Source organism: Ruegeria sp. ANG-S4 (genome assembly GCF_000814005.1).
Classification (GTDB): domain Bacteria; phylum Pseudomonadota; class Alphaproteobacteria; order Rhodobacterales; family Rhodobacteraceae; genus Ruegeria.
The window spans coordinates 784,253-803,521 of the sequence record NZ_JWLK01000005.1 but is presented as its reverse complement, the minus strand read 5'-3'; the positions used below and the strand labels follow the sequence as shown (position 1 = coordinate 803,521).

The following is a 19,269-nucleotide window of genomic DNA, read 5'->3' as shown; positions in this document are numbered from 1 at the left end:
TAATCACATTCAGAATTCTAAATTTCGCTGGTTGTTCGTAACCTTTTTAACAAAGCAATAATTATGGGGTCCGGAATGGAAACGCGGCAAAGATCTGTCGTGAAGGCAGTTGTGTGGAATGCGATGGGATTGGCGGTTATGACGCTGGTCGGTTTGATCGCAACCGGTTCGGCTGCAGTAGGTGGTGCGCTGGCGGTGGTCAACACAGCCATCGGCCTGACGATGTACATCGTTTATGAACGCGTATGGGCCGGTATTTCGTGGGGTCGCAATGGCTGATCCCGTCACGAACAGATCGCCCGAGTGGATAACGGTTGGCTTGATTGTCGCTTGCTATGCAGCCTGGTTGGCGGTCATCTTTTGGTTGGCAGACGGGTATTTGTGGGCAGCGGTTCCGGCGATGGCGTTGGTGGCGGCGCTTCACTCGTCATTGACACATGAGGCATTGCACGGTCATCCATTTCGGTGGCAATGGGTGAACGAAGCAATGATGGCCTTGCCGCTGACCTTGTTCATTCCATTCAATCGATTTCGTGACCTGCATCTGGCGCATCATCAGGATTCGAACCTGACCGATCCCTATGACGATCCGGAATCCAACTACCTCGATCCGCGCGTCTGGTCCAAACTGCCCGGGTGGAAGCAGCGCGTTTTCGCCGCGAACAACACGTTGATGGGGCGGATTCTTCTGGGTCCGGCGATCAGCGAGAGCGCGTTTCTCAAAGACGAATGGCAAGGCGCAAGACGCGGCGATCGCGCGATCCTGACGGCATGGGCCCTGCATCTGCCGGGCTTGATCATCGTGCTTTGGATCGTCGCACACGCCTCCATGCCGATCTGGGCCTTTGTGCTTTCAGCCTACATGGGTTTGGGGCTGGTAAAAATCCGGACATTTCTGGAACACCGAGCGCATGAGAAAGCGCGCGCCAGAACCGTGATTGTCGAAGATCGTGGCCCGCTTGCGTTTCTGTTTCTGAACAACAATTTGCACGTCGTACATCACATGAATCCGACGGCTCCGTGGTATCATCTGCCGACGCTGTATCGATCCGGGAAAGAACGATACCTGGCTTGCAATGAAACCTATGTCTACAGGTCTTACCGGCAGATTTTCAAAGAGTTCTTTTGGCGCGCCAAGGATCCGGTTGCGCATCCACTCTGGCCAAAGTCCTGATTTCACGACAAAACGGGCTCCATGAGTTTGTGGATTCCCGTAACCCTTGCTGCGGCGTCTTTTCAGACGGTGCGGTTCATGCTGCAAAAGTCACTGAGCACCGTCAAGCTTTCGGCAGCTGGCGCGACTTTTGCCAGGTTCGCGTATTCAGCCCCGTTGGCCATACTTGGTCTGGGGATCGTGCTTTGGGGTGGCGGTCATTCCATGCCGCCTTTGCCGGGGATGTTTTGGGTCTTTGTTGTCATCGGTGGCACGACGCAAATTCTGGCTACGATCTGCGTGGTGGCCCTGTTCAAACAACGAAATTTCGCGGTGGGGATCACGTTCAAGAAAACCGAAGTGATCCAAACGGCGATTGTCGGCTTCCTGATACTTGGTGATCAGGTTTCTGCCGGAGCGTTCCTGGCAATCTTGCTGGGGCTACTCGCCGTCCTGCTGTTATCAAAATCACCGGGAGGTGGCGGAGCCTGGTGGCGCCACCTGACCAACCGAGCCTCTCAATTGGGGTTGGGTTCAGGTGTTCTGTTTGCATTTTCAGCCGTCAGTTATCGCGGTGCGTCGTTGCAACTGGGCGATATCGAGGCTTGGTTTCGTGCGCTGGTGACATTGGCAGCCGTTGTCACGTTCCAGTTTCTCAGCATGTGGCTGTGGTTGTTGTGGCGGGACAGGGCGGAACTGCGCGCGGTCTGGGACACACGCGGCACTGGCGTTTTTGTCGGGCTCACCAGTCTTGGCGGATCATTCAGTTGGTTTCTTGCCTTCACCTTGCAAAACGCTGCCTATGTCAAAGCGTTGGGGCAGGTCGAGCTGATTTTCAGCCTGATGGCAACGACCTTTGTTTTCAAAGAAACGATCACCCGGCGCGAGATAGCCGGGATTGCGCTGTTGGGCTTGTCGATTTTGGTGCTGGTATTGGCGATCTAGCCGGCGCGACGTTCGTCAAAGCTTAGGGCAATGAAGCTTGGTAGATGATCGCCCATGCCAACAATGGTCGGACCCGCATCTTCGCGACGATCCCGTTTCTTGGGTTCTTTGTCTTTCTTGCGCTCGGTCTTCTTGGTGTCGCTTGGTTTGGATTTCTTCTCGGGCTTCGGCTTTTCGGGTTTGGGTTCTTCCTTGACCGGGTTGTCGATGCGCGGAATATCTTTTTGGATCAGTTTTTCAATCGCATCCAGGGCCTTTTCGTCGCGCCCCGAGCATATGGTGAAGGCCTTGCCTTCGCGCCCGGCGCGGCCTGTGCGGCCGATGCGGTGGACATAATCCTCGGCATGACCGGGGACGTCGAAGTTGAACACATGACTGACCGAAGGGATATCCAATCCCCGCGCCGCAACGTCCGAGGCCACCAGCAGGCGCAGTGACCCGTCGCGGAACCCGTCCAGCGTTTTCATCCGCTGCGACTGATCCAGATCGCCGTGGATGGCGGCGGCGTTATAGCCGTATTTCTTGAGCGACTTGGCGCAGATATCGACATCTGTCTTGCGGTTGCAGAAGATGATCGCGTTGGTGCAGGCGTCGCCTTCGGCGTCGATCAGCGCACGCAGAACCTTGCGCTTGGCGCTGGCCTCGCGGTCGCGGCGACCGCCTTTGAACATGACCACGCCCTGTTCGATAGTCTCCGAGGCGGTGGCTTGCCGCGCAACCTCGATCCGGGCCGGGGCAGACAGGAACGTGTCGGTGATACGCTCGATCTCGGACGCCATCGTGGCCGAGAAGAACAGGGTCTGGCGCGTGAAGGGCGTCAGCGAGAAGATGCGTTCGATATCGGGAATGAACCCCATGTCGAGCATCCGGTCAGCCTCATCCACCACCATGATCTGAACGCCGGTCAGCAGCAGCTTGCCGCGTTCGAAATGGTCCAGCAGACGGCCTGGTGTTGCGATCAGGACGTCAACGCCCCGGTCTATCAGGGCATCTTGTTCCTTGAAGCTGACCCCGCCGATCAGCAGCGCCTTGGTCAGTTTTACATTTTTGGCGTAGGTGTCGAAGTTTTCGGCCACCTGCGCGGCCAGTTCCCGCGTCGGGCACAGCACCAGCGAGCGCGGCATCCGCGCACGGGCGCGGCCACGGGCCAACAGCGTGATCATCGGCAGCGTGAAGCTGGCGGTTTTGCCGGTTCCGGTCTGGGCGATGCCCAAGACGTCGCGGCCTTCAAGCGCAGGTGGAATCGCCCCTTCCTGAATCGGGGTAGGGGTTTCGTATCCGGCTTCCTCAATGGCTTTGAGGACCTTCGGGTTCAGGTTCAGTTCGTTAAACTTTGTCATGTATGTCCGGTTAATGCGGACACTAGACCTGGCCCGCGCGTCTGAATAGGTGCCGGGCCCGGATGGCCACGCGCCAGTTGCGCGGTGCGGCTTGGGCGGGGACATAACAAAATCGTGGGGAAGGGTCAAATGAAGAGGGTTTAACCTAGGGAAACTATCGTTGAACCGCGAATTCCCGCAACAATTCAACTGCTTCGGGGGAAGTGTTTCGCGCGTTTTTCTTCCAGTTTCAATGGCCTGTGGCGCAAAAGGCCGTGCGCTTGCAATCGATTTCGAACGTCCGGGTCCGCGCCGCTGAGCTCATCGTAGAACGCACGCAATCCGCGTTCACCTTGTTCTGCCTCAATCCAGCTGAGCAACTCATGCATGTTCAACCCGCCCTTGTGCCTCGCGACATTGGGTGCCATTCCGGGCTGATAAGACCCGCGCTCCAACCGAAACCGAAAATGGGCCTGCCAATGATCCCAGTCGGGTGCGTGACGGTGACAAAGTTCAATCTGCGGAAGTTCTGTTGTTATCGGAAGAAGCTGATTGTTCTGATGAATATTGTGGATTCGATCCTTCAGGTCCTTCAGACCGGAACGAACAAAGAGTTTGCCCTGAACGTGGCTCAGGAATCCACCCAAAACAAAGCCGCCGTAATTGGGATAGATCTGTTCGACAAGCCTGACGCGATCCGGGCCCGACGGGATGTACGCCTTGTACATGTCATCTTGGCCGGACAGCGCCTCGATCGGGCGAATACGTGCGGCTGGTACGTCCGCAGGAATTTTGGACAAGATGGCCTGTACCGGCGTTATTGGCCACAAAAACTCATCAATATCGATGTGAAGCAACCAGTCGAGATCGGTCTGACGGTAAATGAACGTTGCGTTGTGGGATTGCCTGACCTGATGCTTTTCAGGGCGTTCGATACCGCGACGTTGCCAGAACGCTTCGTTGCAGACGCGGATTTCGATCTTGGGGTGCTGTCGCAGAACACGCACGGCGCGGCGGTTTGGCCCGTCCAGAAACAGATGCAACCGGTCCACACCGAGGTCAATGTGATAGGCGGCAAAACGCAGGATTTCGTCCAATGGCGCACGGGTGGTACACACGATGCCCCAGGTTGGGTTGTCCTGCGTCATGTGATTTCCGTACGCTCCGTTTGTTGCTGATGCAGGCAGGGCGCGGCCGCGCGGCCTTTAGGTCATCATTTCCTTTGTCGCGGTTAGGTTCAACTCGGGATAATCCCGCACAACGCGGTCGATGTCCCATTGCAACCTTGTGAGGTATACGATGTCGCCGTCATGGTCATGGGCGATATGCTGTTTGTTGGCGTTGACGAATTTCTCGACCTCGGCCTTGTCGCCGCTGACCCAGCGGGCCGAGGTGAATTGGGACGCCTCGAACCGCACCGGCAGGCCGTATTCCATCTCGATCCGGCTGGCGAGCACTTCGAATTGCAGCGCGCCGACAACGCCAACGATAAAGCCCGAACCGATTGAGGGCTTGAATACCTTGGCCGCGCCTTCCTCGGCAAATTGCATCAGGGCCTTTTCCAGATGCTTGGCTTTCAATGGATCCGCCGCGCGAACGGTTTGCAGCAGTTCCGGCGCGAAGGACGGGATGCCGGTCACGCGCAGTGCCTCGCCTTCGGTCAGCGTGTCACCGATGCGCAGTTGCCCGTGGTTGGGGATGCCGATGATGTCACCGGCCCAGGCTTCCTCGGCCAGTTCCCGGTCCGAGGCAAGGAACAGCACAGGGTTTGAGATCGCCATCGGTTTTTTTGACCGCACATGGGTCAGCTTCATGCCGCGTTTGAAGTGGCCCGAGGCCATGCGTACAAACGCCACGCGGTCGCGATGCTTGGGGTCCATATTGGCCTGCACTTTGAACACAAACCCGGCGACCTTTTTCTCATCCGGAGCAATCTGACGGGGTTCGGCGGATTGAATTTGAGGCTGCGGGCCGTAAGCGCCGATGCCTTCCATCAGTTCCTTCACGCCGAAGGAGTTGATGGCCGAGCCGAACCAGATCGGGGTCATGTGGCCTTCCAGAACGGCCTGCGGATCAAGGGCGGGCAGCAGCTCGCGCGCCATCTCGACCTCTTCCAGCAGCTTGTCCAGCAGATGTTCGGGCACGTGTTCGGCCAGTTTCGGGTCGTCGAGTCCGTTGATTTCAATGCTTTCGGCCACCTTGTTGCGGTCGGCGCGGTCCATCAGTTCCAGCCGGTCGCGCAGCATGTCATAGCAGCCGATGAAATCGCGCCCCACGCCAATCGGCCACGCGGCGGGGGTGACATCGATGGCCAGCATTTCCTGAATTTCGTCGATGATTTCGAACGTATCGCGGCTTTCGCGGTCCATCTTGTTACAGAAGGTCAGGATCGGCAGATCGCGCAGGCGGCAGACCTCGAACAGTTTCTGCGTCTGGCTTTCCACACCTTTCGCGCCGTCGATCACCATCACGGCTGCGTCCACGGCGGTCAGCGTGCGATAGGTATCCTCGGAAAAATCCGAGTGGCCGGGCGTGTCCACCAGATTGAACCGAAAATCGCCATAGTCGAAAGACATCGCCGAGGCTGAGACCGAGATACCGCGATCCTTCTCCATCTGCATGAAGTCCGAGCGTGTGCGCCGCGCCTCACCCTTGGCGCGTACCTGACCGGCCATCTGGATGGCGCCCCCGTAAAGCAGGAACTTTTCCGTCAGCGTCGTCTTGCCCGCATCCGGGTGCGAGATGATGGCGAATGTTCGGCGCCGGGCAATCTCGGGCGGCAGGGCAGGTTGGTTCGAAGTATCAAGCATGACCGCGCGTATAGGCGGGGAAACCTGCCGAGGCAAGACAAAGGGGGTGGCCCGAATCGCCAACCTGTGACTATAAGAACATATAGTGAACAAAAAGTGGAGTGAACCAAATGAATTTGAAAGAGATTGCCGACGAACTGGTCGCCGGTTGCCGCGAAGATCGCGCCAAAGAAAACCTTGAAAAGCTGTACGCCCCGGATGCGGTTTCCGTCGAAGCGCAGGATATGGAGGGCATGGGGCGCGAAACCCATGGTCGCGACGGCATTCGTGGCAAACATGAATGGTGGGAGGGTGCGCATGAAGTCTCTGGCGCGTCAGTCAGCGACCCATATATCCACGGCGAAGATCGTTTTGCGGTGATCTTCGAGGTGCAAGGCAAGGTCAAGGAAAGCGGCGAAACCTTTGATATGAAAGAGGTTGGCATCTATCACGTTGCCGACGGCAAGATTGTCCGGGAAGAGTTCTTTTATTGATCCCTAACTGTCGCTGGTCTTCCCTGACTGGCCGGTGCTAGATGTCCAGCGAAGACAGGGAGGATCAGCATGGATTTGGGTATCAAGGGAAAGCGCGCTTTGGTTTGCGCCAGCAGCAAGGGCCTGGGCTTGGGCTGCGCCGAGGCGCTGGCAGGTGCGGGTGTCGATCTTGTGATGAACGCGCGCGGGACCGATGCGCTTGAGGCCGAGGCCGCGAGGCTGCGCGCGGAGTATGGTGTGACCATTCAAACTTTGGCCTGCGATGTAACGACGCCGGATGGTCAGGAACAGGTTATTAACGCCGCGCAGGGTGTTGATATTCTTGTGTCAAACGCAGGTGGTCCGCCACCGGGTCTATGGTCTGACTGGGATCGGGACGATTTCATCAAAGCGCTGGATGCGAATATGCTGACACCGATCACCTTTATGAAGGCCTTGTTACCTGCAATGATGGAAAAGGGCTGGGGCCGGGTCGTCAACATCACCTCGCAATCTGTGCGTGCGCCCATTCCAGCACTGGGACTGTCGAATGCGGCACGAACCGGGCTGACCGGCTATGTCGCCGGAACCTCGCGCCAAGTTGCGCCGCACGGGGTGACCATAAACAATCTGTTGCCGGGTATTCATGCCACTGATCGGGCGGATTCGTTGGACGGGGGCGTGGCAGCGCAGAAGGGGATTTCCATGGATGAGGCGCGCGCCGAACGCGCGGCGACCATTCCGGCGCGGCGCTATGGGACGCGGCAGGAATTCGGGGCCGCCTGCGCCTTTTTGTGTTCACAACATGCAGGATTCATCGTCGGGCAGAACATTCTGCTGGACGGTGGCGCCACCAATCTGACGATGTAACGATGGCTCAAGGCTTTTCACTGAAAGATCAGCTGTTTAACGCAGAGAAAACCCGCTATCTGGCAGGTCTATTTTCGGCGGCTGACCAAAACTTCGATGCCGCGACGTTCGAGGCGCAGGTCATGTCGCGGCTGCTTGAGCTTGAGTTGAAAGAGCGCATGGCGTGGATCGCCGAGTGTTTGCAACAATCTGTGCCCGGCGATTTGCCGGCCATCGCCCCGCTTCTGCTGCGGGCCTTGCCGCCACCGCTCGATCCAAACAAATCAGACGATGACTTTGGCGACTTCATTTTCGCACCTCTCGGGGATTGGGTCGTGGCTGTTGGTCTGGATCACCCGGAACTGGCGCTGGACGTGTTGGAAGAACTGACCCAGCGGTTTTCGATGGAATGGGCCATCAGGCCTTTCCTGAACCGCTATCCTGAAATTGTTCTTAAACGGATGGAAGCGTGGTGCGGGCACTCCAGCTATCACGTGCGTCGTTTGGTGAGCGAGGGCACCCGACCCCGGCTGCCGTGGGGGCAGTCCGTGGATTTGGAGTTGACCGACCCGCTGCCGCTGCTGGATCGTTTGCACGCGGACTCGACGCGATATGTTACACGGTCGGTCGCCAACCATTTGAACGATATCACCAAGAAGGACGTCAAGCTGGCGCTGGACCGTTTGCAAGCCTGGCAAGACAGTCAGACGCAAGATACAGCAGAACTGAAATGGATGACGTCGCATGCGGTCAGGGGCCTTGTGAAATCCGGCCATCCCCGCGCGATGAAGATGATCGGGTATGATCCCGATGCCGACGTGTCGGCGCATATTTCTCTGGGCGGTGACGCCCGGATCGGCGGTGCGCTGGACTTTGAGGTCAGATTGTCCGGTGCCAGGGATCAGGCTGTTCTTGTGGATTACATCGTTCATTTTCAACGACCAGGCGGGAAAGTGTCGGCAAAGGTTCACAAGTTGAAGCAAGCTGCATTGAAAGATGGCGAACTGGTTTTGAAGAAGACGCACAAGCTCAAAGGCAATGCGAGTACCTTTACCCTGATCCCCGGTGCCCACAGGTTGGAGGTTCAGGTCAATGGCCGCGTGCGTGCGGCTGCAGATTTTGAGCTGCTTGGCTGATCCGCCAGCGGGGTTTTCACTCTTTCCTGAAATCAAAAACAGTATTGATACAATCGCGCGCCAGCGGCTGATCTCTTGCGCCGGTGGGGCGGGGTTGCTATCCCCGTCCAAGCCCGATGGAATTGGTCGGGAAACGCAGTGGGGTCCATCAGTGTCGGTCAACGAAGCGCCACCTCGTCTGGAAATCCGCAACCTTGTGGCCCGGTTCGAGGGGCGGACAGTTGTGGACGATGTTTCGCTTAGCGTTCAGGCCGGGCAGGTCACTTGCCTTTTGGGTCCATCCGGTTGCGGCAAATCAACCACGCTGCGCATGATTGCCGGGGTCGAGATGCAAAGCTCGGGTGAGATCTTTGTCGATGGCAAACTGGTCTGCGACACGGTGTTTCGGGTGCCGCCTGAACGACGCGAAATTGGGCTTATGTTTCAGGACTTTGCGCTGTTTCCGCACCTCAGCGTGGCCGATAATGTGGCCTTTGGGTTGAAGGGCGACAAGGCCTTCAAACGAGACCGGGTCGAGGAACTGCTCAATCGCGTTGATCTGATGCGTTATATCGACGGTTATCCGCATCAATTGTCGGGCGGCGAGCAACAGCGTGTCGCGCTGGCGCGCGCTTTGGCTCCGCGCCCGCGGATCATGTTAATGGACGAACCATTCTCGGGGCTCGACAACCGGCTGCGCGATGGCATCCGGGACGAGACATTGGAGATCCTGAAAGAGGAAGATGCCGCTGTCTTGCTTGTGACGCACGAACCTGAAGAGGCGATGCGCATGGCGGATGAAATCGCCTTGATGCGCGGCGGCAAGATCGTACAACAGGGTGCGCCATACAACGTGTTCACGCGACCGGTCGACAAGGCCGCGGTGTCATTTTTCAGTGATATCAATGTATTGCGGTCAGAGGTTAACGGTGCTTTGGCTCCGACACCATTTGGCGAGTTTCTGGCGCCGGGCGTTCCGGACAACACCGAAGTTGAGATCGTTTTTCGCCCGCAACATGTTCGACTGGACTTTGATCGAAACGGAAAGGGACCATCGCCAACGGCCACTGATGGCGTTGCTGCGCGCGGTGTCGTCGAACGCGCGCGGTTTTTGGGCGCTGAAAGTTTGGTCGAATTCCGAATGGACCATGACGGTTCGATCCTGAAAGCGACCGTTCCGAATGTGTTTGTCCCAAATCCGGGCCGTGTCATGTGGCTGACGGTGCCGCGCGACAGATGCTTTGTTTTTCCGGCCTGATCCCAAGGTCTGCTGATTTCTGTCCAAGTGGTGCGCGAAAGCCTCATAATGCGCCGGGCCCTTGCTTGCCGCAACGCAGGGTGGCGTTTATCAAGGGAAAAACGTGGGGCGGGGCAAAATCATGCGAATTCTTTTGACCAATGACGACGGTATCAATGCGCCGGGCTTGATCGTGCTTGAAGCGATCGCCAGAGGCTTGGCGGGGCCGTCGGGCGAAATCTGGATTGTCGCACCGGCTTTCGAACAGTCGGGCGTCGCACACTGTATCAGCTACACCCATCCGTTCATGGTCGCGAAACTGGCCGAGCGTCGCTATGCAGCCGAAGGGTCGCCTGCGGACTGCGTTATCGTCGGCTTGCATGATGTGATGAAGGACTGTCCGCCGGATCTGGTTCTGTCTGGTGTGAACCGCGGCAACAACTCGGCCGAAAATACGTTATATTCCGGGACGATAGGTGGCGCGATGGAAGCTGCGCTGCAAGGCATCCCAGCGATTGCATTGTCCCAGTACTATGGACCGCGAAACCGAGATCTGGACGATCCGTTCGAGGCCGCTGCGCTTCATGGTGCTGATCTGGTCCGGCGGATACTTGAGGCAACGCCAACGGAACAGAATGATTATCGGCTGTTCTATAATGTGAACTTTCCGCCCGTTCCTGCCGATGAGGTTCTGGGCGCTCGCGTCGCTCCGCAGGGGTATCGCCGGGACATCCGGTTCGGTGTCGAGCCGCATAACTCTCCGTCAGGCAGGCGTTTCCTTTGGATCAAGGGCGGAAACCAGCATAACCCGACTGCGCCCGGAACAGACGCGGCGGCAAATCTGGAAGGCTATATCTCGGTCACGCCGATGCGGGCTGATCTGACAGCCCATGATATGCTGGGGGCGTTGAAGGCGATCGAATGAGCGGATTGGACCCCGAAAAAACAATGCAATTCCTGTTCTCGCTGCGTTCGCGCGGTGTAACGGATGCGCGGGTTCTGGCGGCGATGGAACAGGTTGATCGCGGCCTCTTCGTCAAAGGCCTGTTTGCGGAACGTGCTTATGACGACACGCCGCTACCGATTGCGTGCGGACAAACGATCAGCCAGCCCTCGGTCGTCGGATTGATGACCCAGGCGTTGAAGGTGCGCCCACGCGACACCGTTCTGGAGATCGGGACGGGGTCGGGGTACCAGGCGGCGATCCTGTCCAAGCTGGCGCGGCGGGTTTATACGGTCGAGCGTCACAAGCGCCTGGTTCGGGAAACCGGCGATTTGTTTCGTGCCTTGGGGATGACCAATGTGACGGCGATGTTAAGCGACGGATCGTTTGGTTTGCCGGAACAAGCCCCGTTTGACCGAATCATTGTGACTGCGGCTGCGGAAGATCCTCCAGGGCCGCTCTTGGCGCAGCTTAAAATCGGCGGTATTATGGTTCTACCCGTAGGCCAGTCGGATGCGGTGCAGACCCTGATCCGGGTCACGCGCACCGAAGACGGGCTGGACTATGACGAATTGTTGCCCGTTCGTTTCGTGCCGCTGCTTGAGGGGCTTGGAAAGGACGAAGCGTAAAAGTTTGTTACGATATTTGCGCCAGAACCCCGGAAAACAGGGGCGGGTGTTGAGGACAGAAAAATGAGAGCAGTTTCCAGATCAGCCGTGTGCCGATACCTCGCAGGCGCAGCCGTTGTTGCCCTTTTGGCCGGGTGCGAGGGCCCCTTTGATTACGACCTTCGCGGCAATGTCGGCGGGTTTTCCACCGCAGATGCGGCGCTGGCGGCAACGACCAGCCGACCCGCTCCGGACGATCGGGGCGTGATCACATACCCGAATTATCAGGTGGCTGTGGCAAGATCGGGTGACCGGGTAACGGACGTTGCTAATCGCGTCGGTCTTCCTGTGGCAGAGCTGGCCCGGTTCAATGGGCTGCAGGCGGATGACACTTTGCGCGAGGGTGAGGTTTTGGCCTTGCCGCGCACTGTGGGCGCCAGCAGCAACGTGGACATTGCCACATTGGCCGGATCAGCGATTGACGCGGCACCTGACACGGGCGGTGTGCGCACCACGACCCTGGAGCCTGCGCAACCTGCGCCTGCTGCGGCCCCAGCGCCATCCGGACCGGAACCAATTCGCCACAAGGTCAAACGCGGCGAGACAGCTTACACGATCTCGCGCCTGTACCAGGTGCCCGTCGAGTCGCTGGCAGAATGGAACGGTTTGGGATCCGACTTCATGGTTCGTGAAGGGCAATTCCTGCTGATCCCGATTGTGGATCAGGCAGCGCCGACGCGCAGTGCCGCACCTGCCGCGACTGCCGCTGTAACACAGCCGGGGCAGGGATCGCCGACACCGACGCCCCCAAGTGCGACACAGCCGTTGCCGGATGAGCAGGTCAAACCATTGGCCGAGGCCGACGAGGCACCGGATGTCACTGCTGAGGCACCGACAAACAGTGGATCGTCAGCGCTGGCCTTGCCAGTTTCCGGTCGCATTATCCGCCCCTACGACAAGGGCAAAAATGAGGGTATCGATATCGCTGCTGCACCGGGAACCGCTGTGACAGCGGCGGACGGGGGCACCGTGGCGGCGGTGACGGCGGATGCGGATCAGGTTCCGATCATTGTTGTGCGCCACCCGAATGATCTTTTGACCGTTTACGCAAATGTCGAAGAGATCACGGTGAAAAAAGGCGACCGCGTACGCCGGGGACAGAAAATCGCTGCATTGCGCGATGGTGACAATGCGTACGTACACTTCGAAGTCCGTCAGGGGTTCGAGTCTGTCGATCCTGAACCTTATCTGAAGTGAACAGAATGGCCCGTTCCGGGCCATGCCTCCGGCGGGGATATTTTTGGCCAGATGAAGCGCGGATCACGTGTAGGGATCATAATCACTCAGGCGTTTTCCGGGTTCGTCGGTGAAGAGTTCCGGTAGCGGCGACACGATTTCGATCAGATCAATGCGAAACACCCGGAAAGCGTCACGAAGTTCGCACCACGCCGTCAAGGTCCAGACACGGCCCCAGTATTCCATGTGCAGTGGGCGGATGGTTCTGTCGGTCAAAACGCCATCGATGCGACGATAGGACAGGTGCAATTTCTGGCGGGATTTGATCGCGGAACGAAGGGGCGCCATATGGGCCAGCCCGCGGGCAGCATCGGCAAACGGGTAGACAGCAAATTTCCAGGCATCGGCTTCGGCAACAACCTGCGTTGGCAACACGGCATCGACTTTGTTGGCCAACGACTCGGCGGCGGCCTTTAAGGCGGGGTCTGCCGCCTCGGCCACGATAGCCATGCCCAGATTCAGAGCTTCAAGCTCTGCCGGTGTCAGGTTCAGCGGTGGAAGGGTGATCTGTTCGCGGACCATATAGCCAACGCCGCGCTCACCCTCGACCGGAACGCCGGACGCGACCAATGTGTCCATGTCGCGATAAATGGTGCGGACCGACACTTCGAGCCGATCCGCAATGTCCTGTGCACGGTGCAGTTTTCCGTCGCGCAGGATCTGGATGATGTCGAACAAGCGGTCAGTGCGTCGCATGGATCGCCCGTCCGATCATGTTCAGGCCGTCATGTTCCATAGAACATTCTCGTGGCGCATCTGAACGCTGTCGGGGTCGATCGCCGCCATCATTGCAGCCGCGCAATCCTGCTGCGGAAACTGTGCCGCAGCGTTCTGGGCCGCTTGCATATCGGTCCACACAACATAATCGGTCCATCGACCGTCCTGACCCAGGCTCAGCTGTCGGTGGGCAAAACCGGGCGCGGCGCGCACAAACGCCTCAGACGCTTGACTGAGTTTTACAAACTCATCCTGCGTTGTGCCTTTGGCAAGCGTGAAGGTGACGATTTCTGCAACATGGGTCATTTGAATCTCCGTTGACCAAGTTTCGATGACCTTTGTTTAGACCCTGGTAACTGACATAAACCTGTCAGTTGCAAAAATCCAGCCCGCAGAATCCTTTCAATCCGGTCAAATATGACCGATGAACTGCGCCTTCTCACTTCCGCGAATGGGCATGGGAGCGTAGAGACTAGGCCAGATCATATCCATGGCGCGCGGCGCCAACGTTTTAGGAGAAAAGAAATGCTCAACAATATCGGTCTTCCGGGTCTGTTGCTGATCGCGGTTGTGGTTCTGGTTCTGTTCGGTCGCGGCAAAATCAGTTCACTCATGGGTGAAGTTGGCAAAGGCATCACCTCGTTCAAGAAGGGCGTGAAAGAAGGTGCCGACGAACTGGAGCAGGACGCGTCCGAACTGGCCAAGGACGTCACCCCCGAGACCGACAAAGACAAGGCCTAAGCCCAGATGTTTGATCTGGGTTGGACCGAGCTTCTGGTCATCGGCATCGTTGCCCTGATCGTTGTGGGGCCCAAGGATCTGCCGGTGCTGTTCCGCAATGTCGGTCGGTTTGTCGGCAAGGCGCGCGGCATGGCGCGCGAGTTCAGCAGCGCCATGAACGAAGCCGCGGATCAGGCAGGTGTGAACGAGATCAAAAAGGGCCTGAACGCCGCAGCAAACCCGGTTGGCAGCGCAATGGACAGCGTCAACGAAGCCGCGCGCGACGTCGCAAAGTCTCTGGACCCGACAAAGTTCGATCCCGATAGCGAAACCGGAAAACTTGCTGCTGAACGGGCGGAGCAGGCAAAAAAAATTCAGGCGACCGCCGCACGGTCTGCGGCAGAGCGCAAGGCCAAGGAAGCCGCTGACGCGCTGGTCAAAGCCGAAGCCGCCGAGGCCGCATTGAACACTGAAAGCAAGACATGAGCAAAACGGACGAGATCGAGGACAGCTCGGCCCCATTGATCGAGCATCTGGCGGAACTGCGCACGCGACTGATCCATAGTGTAGTTGCCTTTCTGATCGGGATGATCATCTGCTTCACGGTCGCCAAACCCATCTTCAACTTTCTGACCATGCCCTTGTGCGAGGCCCTTGCCGAACGGGGACAAGATTGCGGTCTGATTTTCATTGCGTTGCAAGAAGGCTTTTTTGTCTATGTGAAAGTGTCGCTGTTGGGCGGGTTCATTTTGGCGTTCCCGTATATCGGAATGCAGATGTGGCGGTTTGTGGCGCCGGGCCTTTACAAGTCCGAAAAGAACGCGTTTTTGCCGTTCCTGCTTGCATCCCCCTTCATGTTCGTTCTCGGGGCAAGTTTTGCTTTCTACGTGGTCACGCCGTTGGCTTATGACTTCTTTCTCGGGTTCCAGCAATTTGGCGCGGAAGGAGAAGCCATTGTGGACGGAGCGACCTCAGCCCCGCAAAGCGTGGTTTTCCAGGGTTCGGCACAGCAATACCTTAACCTGACAATCAAGTTCATCGTGGCCTTCGGCCTGTGCTTTCAGTTGCCGGTGCTTCTGACGCTGATGGGCAAGGCGGGTCTGGTCAGCGCACAAGGGTTGGGCGAAGTTCGCAAATACGCAGTGATCGGCATTCTTGTTCTCGCGGCTGTTGTGACGCCGCCTGATGTGATCACGCAGATCATCCTGTTCACCGTCGTTTACGGCCTGTACGAGGTGTCGATTTTCCTTGTGGCCCGGGTTGAAAAAAAACGCGAAGAGCAATTGCGCGCTGACGGGTACTATGACGATGAAGAGGCAGAAGCTGACGCCGAAATAGTTCGGGAAGAAGAACAGAAATAACACCGCGTTTCTCGCAACAGGCGCGCCCGCACAGGGCGCGCCTTTTTCTTTCCATGCTCTTGTTGTGCCCTCCGGAACGTGGTTTGAACCCAGCAAGACGCCGTGGAGGAGCAGATGGACGATCAAGCCTTGAATCGCATAGCAGACGCATTGGAACGGATCGCTCCCGCGCCCTTGGCTGCCCCCGATTTTGATGCGGCGTCTGCCTTTGTCTGGCATGTTGAACCAGACAGGTTAGAGCCTGTCGGTCAGGTAAACCGCGTCGATCTGGACCTGCTGGTCGGTATCAATCGATCGCGGGACACATTGCTGGACAACACGCGCAGGTTCGCGAAAGGGTTCAAAGCCAACAACGCACTTTTGTGGGGTGCACGAGGTATGGGTAAATCCAGCCTTGTCAAAGCTGTTCACGGCACGCTGCAAACCGAGCACCCGGACTTGAAGCTGGTCGAACTTCAGCGAGAGGACATGGCCACGGTCGCACGTCTTCTGAACCACCTGCGCGCTTCTGCGCACCGCTTCATCCTTTTCTGCGATGACCTTTCGTTCAGCCATGACGATCAGCACTACAAATCGCTCAAGGCCGTTCTGGACGGCGGCATCGAAGGCCGCCCCGAAAACGTTGTGTTTTACGCCACTTCAAACCGTCGACACCTGATGCCGCGCGACATGATTGAAAACGAACGGTCCAGTGCGATCAACCCGTCCGAGGCTGTCGAAGAAAAGGTCTCGCTGTCAGATCGTTTCGGACTGTGGCTCGGCTTTCACCCCTGTGATCAGGATGAATACCTCGCCATGATCGACCGATATTGCGCTGCCTTTGGTGTTTCGATCGACCAGAAGGTTTTGAAGGCCGAAGCGATCGAATGGCAGGCGACCCGCGGCGCTCGCTCGGGCCGTGTGGCGTGGCAGTTTTTCGTCGATCTGGCCGGGCGCAACGGTGTGCACATAGCGTAATCCGCCCGCTTCATCTGGCCAAAAATATCCCCGCCGGAGGCATGGCCCAAAGGGCCATTCCTAAAGCAACGCGACAATGCGTGCCGCTTCATCCGCAGTAGATGTCAATGGATCGCGGTCCTCACCCGGATGGAACCGCGCACGGACCGCAGTCGGCATCGGCGCAGGTTCGATTATCGTAACGCGCGGGCCGGTTCGCGCTGTTTCCGCGGCCCAACTGCGCGCCATTGCCATTTGCGCAGCTTTGGTCGCGCCATAGATGCCATAGAATTTTTCACCAGCCTTCGGGTCGTCAAAAAACACCGCGTTACCATCTTCGCCCAGCAGTGGGCTTACGTACGGAATCAAAACAGAGGTTGCTGTGGCGTTGGTGTTCAGGGCCTTGGTCCACTCCTTCGGATCTGCGAAATGGACAGGTGTCAGCGCAGATGCATGGATTGCTGTATGGAGCCACAGATCCACCTTGCCCCAGCGGTCGTGGATGCCGCGACACAAGGTTGCCATTGCATCGGGGTCGGTAATGTCCATGGGCGCCAACGTGGCAGAGCCGCCCTTGGCCTGAATTCGGTCATCCAGCTCTTCCAACCCGCCGGTGGTTCGGGCAACGGCGACGATGTGATACTCGGGCGACAGCGCCTCGGCCAGGGCGGCACCCAGGCCCCGAGACGCGCCGGTGATGAGGGCGATTTTGGTCTGATCGGTCATGGGCGCGGTTTGAACGGCTGGGGGCAGGGCGTCAAGCCCGGATCAGCCTCCGGGAATGGCAATCCGTCTTGCCTTGCCGCTTTGCTGCAGCATCACGCCGTGTTCATCAACGGCCACAACCTTGCCGGATGCAACCCGACTTCCAGGTTTTACCTCTTTCACGCGGCCCGACGACAGGCGCATCAGCGCACGCATATTGGACTTGGGTCCAAAGACACCCAGGACCGAGACAGAATTCTTCTTCAGCGCGCCCTTCTGTGTGGCCGCGCTTTTGACGGTGATGTTTGACATGTAATGCGGTCCGAGCGGCGCTCGGACCCCTTGTTCGTGAGTGGAGTTCAGCCGGCGCGCTATCAAACGAAGCAGGTGAATAAAAGCCTTCGGCCCGTGCTTCGCATTGGTGGTCGCACGGGTCTGACCGAAGTCCTTGCAATCACGACAGGTTCAGCTTTGACGGGTCGGCGGAAATTTTCCACCTTCTCCGGCTTCCCGAACGTCAACTATCGATGGTCGTTTGGCATAATTTGCAGGTGATTCGGTACTTGACCCTAGCCTGACGCCAATTTGGCGGCGTTCCACGATCCACCGACCACCTGCATGTCTTTCCGCTTTTTGCTGACCCGGCTGCTGTTCTCCAGACTGTCCAGGTAATTGTCGCTGACGCTGCCGGTGATGTAGTTGCCATCAAAGCACGAGCAATCAAACGCCTTGATATCCGGGTTGCCCTCCTGCGCCGCCCAGATCAGGTCGTCCAAGTGCTGATAAAACAGCGCATCCGCGCCCAGTTCAGCCCGAATTTCTTCAATGTCTTTACCGTTGGCGATCAACTCGTGCTTGGTCGGCATGTCGATGCCGTAGACGTTGGGATACTTGACCGGTGGCGAGGCGCTGGCCACGTAGACCTTTTTGGCACCAGCCTCGCGGCACATCTGGACGATCTTTTTGATCGTGTTTCCCCGAACGATGGAGTCGTCGATCAACAGAACGTTGTGCCCTTCAAATTCCAGCGGCACCGCGTTCAGTTTGCGTCGAACGGATTTCTGCCGCTCTTCCTGACCCGGCATGATGAATGTCCGCCCGACATAACGGTTCTTCACCAGACCTTCGCGATAGGGGATTCCAGTGATCTTGGCAGCCTCAAGCGCAACAGGTCGGGCGCTGTCCGGAACGGGAATAATCCGGTCAATATCCAGACCCGAGTCCTGAATTTGCCGGGCCAACGTTTGCCCCATGCGCATCTGGGTTTTGTAAACGGACACCCCGTCCAGCAGAGAATCCGGGCGTGCCAGATAGACGTATTCGAAAATACAAGGCGTCAGCTCACCCTCGACCGCCTGGAACTCGTGCATATTGCCATCCAGATCAATCAGGATCGCCTCGCCCGGTCGCAGGTCGCGCAGTTTTTCGAAGCCATTGATGCCAAAAGCCACGTCTTCTGAGGCAAACGCATAGTCATCGCCCGGTCCGTCCACGTCGCGCTTTGCGACGGAAAGGGGGCGGATGCCGAACGGGTCGCGGAAGGCCAGCATACCAACACCCGCAATCAGACAGATGACGGAATAGGCGCCCTGAACACGCTCCATCGTCATCTTCACACCAGCAAAGATGTTGCGGATCGGATCGGCGTTGCCATTGACCTTGATTGCGTCGGCCACCTTGTCGGCCAGAACGTTCAGCAAAATCTCGGAATCCGAAGTGGTCCTCAGGTGGCGGCTGTATTTCCCCGTCACCTTTTCGCGCTGCTCGGCAGTGTTCGTGATGTTGCCGTTATGAACCAGATAGATGCCGTAGGGGGCGTTCACAAAAAATGGTTGCGCTTCTGCCGCGCTGAGCGAACCAGCGGTTGGATAGCGCACGTGGCCCATGCCGATTTTGCCCAACAGGGTCTCGGCATCGTTGGTGTTGAACACGTCCTTGACCAGTCCGTTGGCCTTCTTCTCGCGAAAGAATTCCCCGTTGTTGGTAACAATCCCCGAGGCGTCCTGCCCGCGGTGCTGCAACATCAGCAACCCGTCATAGATTTCCGCAAACACATCATGCGTCCTGCTTGCGATCCCCAAAATCCCACACATGTACGGGCTC

General features: G+C 57.9%; 22 protein-coding genes. 14 read left to right on the top strand and 8 right to left on the bottom strand.

The window, feature by feature from the left end; all coding sequences use genetic code 11:
* Positions 1-75: 75 nt before the first annotated feature.
* Genes RA28_RS16890 through RA28_RS16880 form a run of 3 tightly spaced genes read left to right on the top strand, consistent with a single transcriptional unit; the run spans position 76 to position 2,098 of the window.
* Positions 76-279 carry a DUF2061 domain-containing protein gene (locus tag RA28_RS16890; RefSeq protein WP_039531150.1) on the top strand — a complete coding sequence of 68 codons (204 nt, stop codon included), beginning with the start codon at positions 76-78 and terminating at the stop codon, positions 277-279.
* Complete coding sequence (locus RA28_RS16885; RefSeq protein WP_039531147.1) at positions 272-1,174, top strand: fatty acid desaturase; 903 nt, start codon at positions 272-274, stop codon at positions 1,172-1,174. The genes RA28_RS16890 and RA28_RS16885 overlap by 8 nt, the downstream gene beginning before the upstream one ends.
* A gap of 21 nt (positions 1,175-1,195) precedes the next feature.
* The gene (locus RA28_RS16880) at positions 1,196-2,098 is read left to right on the top strand and encodes an EamA family transporter (RefSeq protein ID WP_039531143.1); all 903 of its coding nucleotides are present in this window, start codon (positions 1,196-1,198) and stop codon (positions 2,096-2,098) included.
* On the opposite strand, the gene RA28_RS16875 is transcribed toward RA28_RS16880, so the two are convergent.
* From RA28_RS16875 to RA28_RS16865, 3 genes are all read right to left on the bottom strand, one after another.
* The gene (locus RA28_RS16875) at positions 2,095-3,438 is read right to left on the bottom strand and encodes a DEAD/DEAH box helicase (protein ID WP_193747416.1); all 1,344 of its coding nucleotides are present in this window, start codon (positions 3,436-3,438) and stop codon (positions 2,095-2,097) included. The two genes, RA28_RS16880 and RA28_RS16875, sit on opposite strands and share 4 nt — an antisense overlap.
* Positions 3,439-3,623: 185 nt before the next feature.
* Entirely contained in the window at positions 3,624-4,565 is a 942-nt protein-coding gene (locus RA28_RS16870; protein ID WP_039531140.1) for a glycosyltransferase family 2 protein, read from the bottom strand.
* A gap of 57 nt (positions 4,566-4,622) precedes the next feature.
* Positions 4,623-6,227 carry a peptide chain release factor 3 gene (locus RA28_RS16865; RefSeq protein WP_039531137.1) on the bottom strand — a complete coding sequence of 535 codons (1,605 nt, stop codon included), beginning with the start codon at positions 6,225-6,227 and terminating at the stop codon, positions 4,623-4,625.
* Between the two features lie 110 nt (positions 6,228-6,337).
* On the opposite strand from RA28_RS16865, the gene RA28_RS16860 reads away from it, so the two are divergent.
* The 7 genes from RA28_RS16860 to RA28_RS16830 all read left to right on the top strand — a co-directional run bounded on the left by RA28_RS16860 (position 6,338) and on the right by RA28_RS16830 (position 12,688).
* On the top strand, positions 6,338-6,700 hold the full coding sequence (locus RA28_RS16860) for a nuclear transport factor 2 family protein (RefSeq protein WP_039531135.1): 363 nt from the start codon (positions 6,338-6,340) through the stop codon (positions 6,698-6,700).
* Positions 6,701-6,769: 69 nt separating this feature from the next.
* Entirely contained in the window at positions 6,770-7,549 is a 780-nt protein-coding gene (locus tag RA28_RS16855) for an SDR family oxidoreductase (protein ID WP_039531132.1), read from the top strand.
* A 2-nt stretch (positions 7,550-7,551) separates the two neighbouring features.
* Positions 7,552-8,664: a hypothetical protein gene (locus RA28_RS16850; protein WP_039531129.1), complete on the top strand. Its 1,113-nt coding sequence runs from the start codon at positions 7,552-7,554 to the stop codon at positions 8,662-8,664.
* Positions 8,665-8,785: 121 nt separating this feature from the next.
* Complete coding sequence (locus tag RA28_RS16845) at positions 8,786-9,901, top strand: ABC transporter ATP-binding protein (protein ID WP_446737318.1); 1,116 nt, start codon at positions 8,786-8,788, stop codon at positions 9,899-9,901.
* A gap of 121 nt (positions 9,902-10,022) precedes the next feature.
* On the top strand, positions 10,023-10,805 hold the full coding sequence (gene surE, locus RA28_RS16840; RefSeq protein ID WP_039531780.1) for a 5'/3'-nucleotidase SurE: 783 nt from the start codon (positions 10,023-10,025) through the stop codon (positions 10,803-10,805).
* Positions 10,802-11,452: a protein-L-isoaspartate(D-aspartate) O-methyltransferase gene (locus tag RA28_RS16835; protein ID WP_039531126.1), complete on the top strand. Its 651-nt coding sequence runs from the start codon at positions 10,802-10,804 to the stop codon at positions 11,450-11,452. Before surE ends, RA28_RS16835 begins: the two co-directional genes overlap by 4 nt.
* 63 nt (positions 11,453-11,515) lie before the next feature.
* Positions 11,516-12,688, top strand: a complete 1,173-nt coding sequence (locus RA28_RS16830) for a LysM peptidoglycan-binding domain-containing protein (protein ID WP_039531123.1) — start codon at positions 11,516-11,518, stop codon at positions 12,686-12,688.
* 63 nt (positions 12,689-12,751) lie between these two features.
* Here the strand turns inward: RA28_RS16830 and RA28_RS16825 are convergent, their stop codons facing one another.
* Complete coding sequence (locus RA28_RS16825; protein ID WP_039531120.1) at positions 12,752-13,423, bottom strand: helix-turn-helix transcriptional regulator; 672 nt, start codon at positions 13,421-13,423, stop codon at positions 12,752-12,754.
* Positions 13,424-13,444: 21 nt separating this feature from the next.
* Complete coding sequence (locus RA28_RS16820; protein ID WP_039531117.1) at positions 13,445-13,750, bottom strand: hypothetical protein; 306 nt, start codon at positions 13,748-13,750, stop codon at positions 13,445-13,447.
* A gap of 219 nt (positions 13,751-13,969) precedes the next feature.
* On the opposite strand from RA28_RS16820, the gene RA28_RS16815 reads away from it, so the two are divergent.
* The 4 genes from RA28_RS16815 to RA28_RS16800 all read left to right on the top strand — a co-directional run bounded on the left by RA28_RS16815 (position 13,970) and on the right by RA28_RS16800 (position 16,482).
* Complete coding sequence (locus RA28_RS16815; protein WP_039531114.1) at positions 13,970-14,185, top strand: twin-arginine translocase TatA/TatE family subunit; 216 nt, start codon at positions 13,970-13,972, stop codon at positions 14,183-14,185.
* A 6-nt stretch (positions 14,186-14,191) separates the two neighbouring features.
* On the top strand, positions 14,192-14,650 hold the full coding sequence (gene tatB, locus RA28_RS16810; RefSeq protein WP_039531111.1) for a Sec-independent protein translocase protein TatB: 459 nt from the start codon (positions 14,192-14,194) through the stop codon (positions 14,648-14,650).
* Entirely contained in the window at positions 14,647-15,525 is an 879-nt protein-coding gene (gene tatC, locus RA28_RS16805) for a twin-arginine translocase subunit TatC (protein WP_039531108.1), read from the top strand. The genes tatB and tatC overlap by 4 nt, the downstream gene beginning before the upstream one ends.
* Positions 15,526-15,639: 114 nt before the next feature.
* Positions 15,640-16,482, top strand: a complete 843-nt coding sequence (locus tag RA28_RS16800; protein WP_039531104.1) for an ATP-binding protein — start codon at positions 15,640-15,642, stop codon at positions 16,480-16,482.
* 60 nt (positions 16,483-16,542) lie between these two features.
* Here the strand turns inward: RA28_RS16800 and RA28_RS16795 are convergent, their stop codons facing one another.
* The 3 genes from RA28_RS16795 to purF all read right to left on the bottom strand — a co-directional run bounded on the left by RA28_RS16795 (position 16,543) and on the right by purF (position 19,259).
* Positions 16,543-17,187, bottom strand: coding sequence for an SDR family NAD(P)-dependent oxidoreductase (locus tag RA28_RS16795; protein WP_039531102.1), 645 nt, complete (start codon positions 17,185-17,187; stop codon positions 16,543-16,545).
* A gap of 42 nt (positions 17,188-17,229) precedes the next feature.
* Entirely contained in the window at positions 17,230-17,478 is a 249-nt protein-coding gene (locus RA28_RS16790; RefSeq protein WP_039531100.1) for a hypothetical protein, read from the bottom strand.
* A 257-nt stretch (positions 17,479-17,735) separates the two neighbouring features.
* Entirely contained in the window at positions 17,736-19,259 is a 1,524-nt protein-coding gene (gene purF / locus RA28_RS16780) for an amidophosphoribosyltransferase (RefSeq protein WP_039531093.1), read from the bottom strand.
* Between the last annotated feature and the right edge of the window lie 10 nt (positions 19,260-19,269).

What these genes read in the sequence shown, in the direction of transcription:
- RA28_RS16890 (WP_039531150.1), top strand. Translation starts at nt 76, where the DNA reads ATGGAAACGCGGCAAAGATCTGTCGTGAAGGCAGTTGTGTGGAATGCG.
- RA28_RS16885 (WP_039531147.1), top strand. Translation starts at nt 272, where the DNA reads ATGGCTGATCCCGTCACGAACAGATCGCCCGAGTGGATAACGGTTGGC.
- RA28_RS16880 (WP_039531143.1), top strand. Translation starts at nt 1,196, where the DNA reads ATGAGTTTGTGGATTCCCGTAACCCTTGCTGCGGCGTCTTTTCAGACG.
- RA28_RS16875 (WP_193747416.1), bottom strand. Translation starts at nt 3,438, where the DNA reads ATGACAAAGTTTAACGAACTGAACCTGAACCCGAAGGTCCTCAAAGCC.
- RA28_RS16870 (WP_039531140.1), bottom strand. Translation starts at nt 4,565, where the DNA reads ATGACGCAGGACAACCCAACCTGGGGCATCGTGTGTACCACCCGTGCG.
- RA28_RS16865 (WP_039531137.1), bottom strand. Translation starts at nt 6,227, where the DNA reads ATGCTTGATACTTCGAACCAACCTGCCCTGCCGCCCGAGATTGCCCGG.
- RA28_RS16860 (WP_039531135.1), top strand. Translation starts at nt 6,338, where the DNA reads ATGAATTTGAAAGAGATTGCCGACGAACTGGTCGCCGGTTGCCGCGAA.
- RA28_RS16855 (WP_039531132.1), top strand. Translation starts at nt 6,770, where the DNA reads ATGGATTTGGGTATCAAGGGAAAGCGCGCTTTGGTTTGCGCCAGCAGC.
- RA28_RS16850 (WP_039531129.1), top strand. Translation starts at nt 7,552, where the DNA reads ATGGCTCAAGGCTTTTCACTGAAAGATCAGCTGTTTAACGCAGAGAAA.
- surE (WP_039531780.1), top strand. Translation starts at nt 10,023, where the DNA reads ATGCGAATTCTTTTGACCAATGACGACGGTATCAATGCGCCGGGCTTG.
- RA28_RS16835 (WP_039531126.1), top strand. Translation starts at nt 10,802, where the DNA reads ATGAGCGGATTGGACCCCGAAAAAACAATGCAATTCCTGTTCTCGCTG.
- RA28_RS16830 (WP_039531123.1), top strand. Translation starts at nt 11,516, where the DNA reads ATGAGAGCAGTTTCCAGATCAGCCGTGTGCCGATACCTCGCAGGCGCA.
- RA28_RS16825 (WP_039531120.1), bottom strand. Translation starts at nt 13,423, where the DNA reads ATGCGACGCACTGACCGCTTGTTCGACATCATCCAGATCCTGCGCGAC.
- RA28_RS16820 (WP_039531117.1), bottom strand. Translation starts at nt 13,750, where the DNA reads ATGACCCATGTTGCAGAAATCGTCACCTTCACGCTTGCCAAAGGCACA.
- RA28_RS16815 (WP_039531114.1), top strand. Translation starts at nt 13,970, where the DNA reads ATGCTCAACAATATCGGTCTTCCGGGTCTGTTGCTGATCGCGGTTGTG.
- tatB (WP_039531111.1), top strand. Translation starts at nt 14,192, where the DNA reads ATGTTTGATCTGGGTTGGACCGAGCTTCTGGTCATCGGCATCGTTGCC.
- tatC (WP_039531108.1), top strand. Translation starts at nt 14,647, where the DNA reads ATGAGCAAAACGGACGAGATCGAGGACAGCTCGGCCCCATTGATCGAG.
- RA28_RS16800 (WP_039531104.1), top strand. Translation starts at nt 15,640, where the DNA reads ATGGACGATCAAGCCTTGAATCGCATAGCAGACGCATTGGAACGGATC.
- RA28_RS16795 (WP_039531102.1), bottom strand. Translation starts at nt 17,187, where the DNA reads ATGACCGATCAGACCAAAATCGCCCTCATCACCGGCGCGTCTCGGGGC.
- RA28_RS16790 (WP_039531100.1), bottom strand. Translation starts at nt 17,478, where the DNA reads ATGTCAAACATCACCGTCAAAAGCGCGGCCACACAGAAGGGCGCGCTG.
- purF (WP_039531093.1), bottom strand. Translation starts at nt 19,259, where the DNA reads ATGTGTGGGATTTTGGGGATCGCAAGCAGGACGCATGATGTGTTTGCG.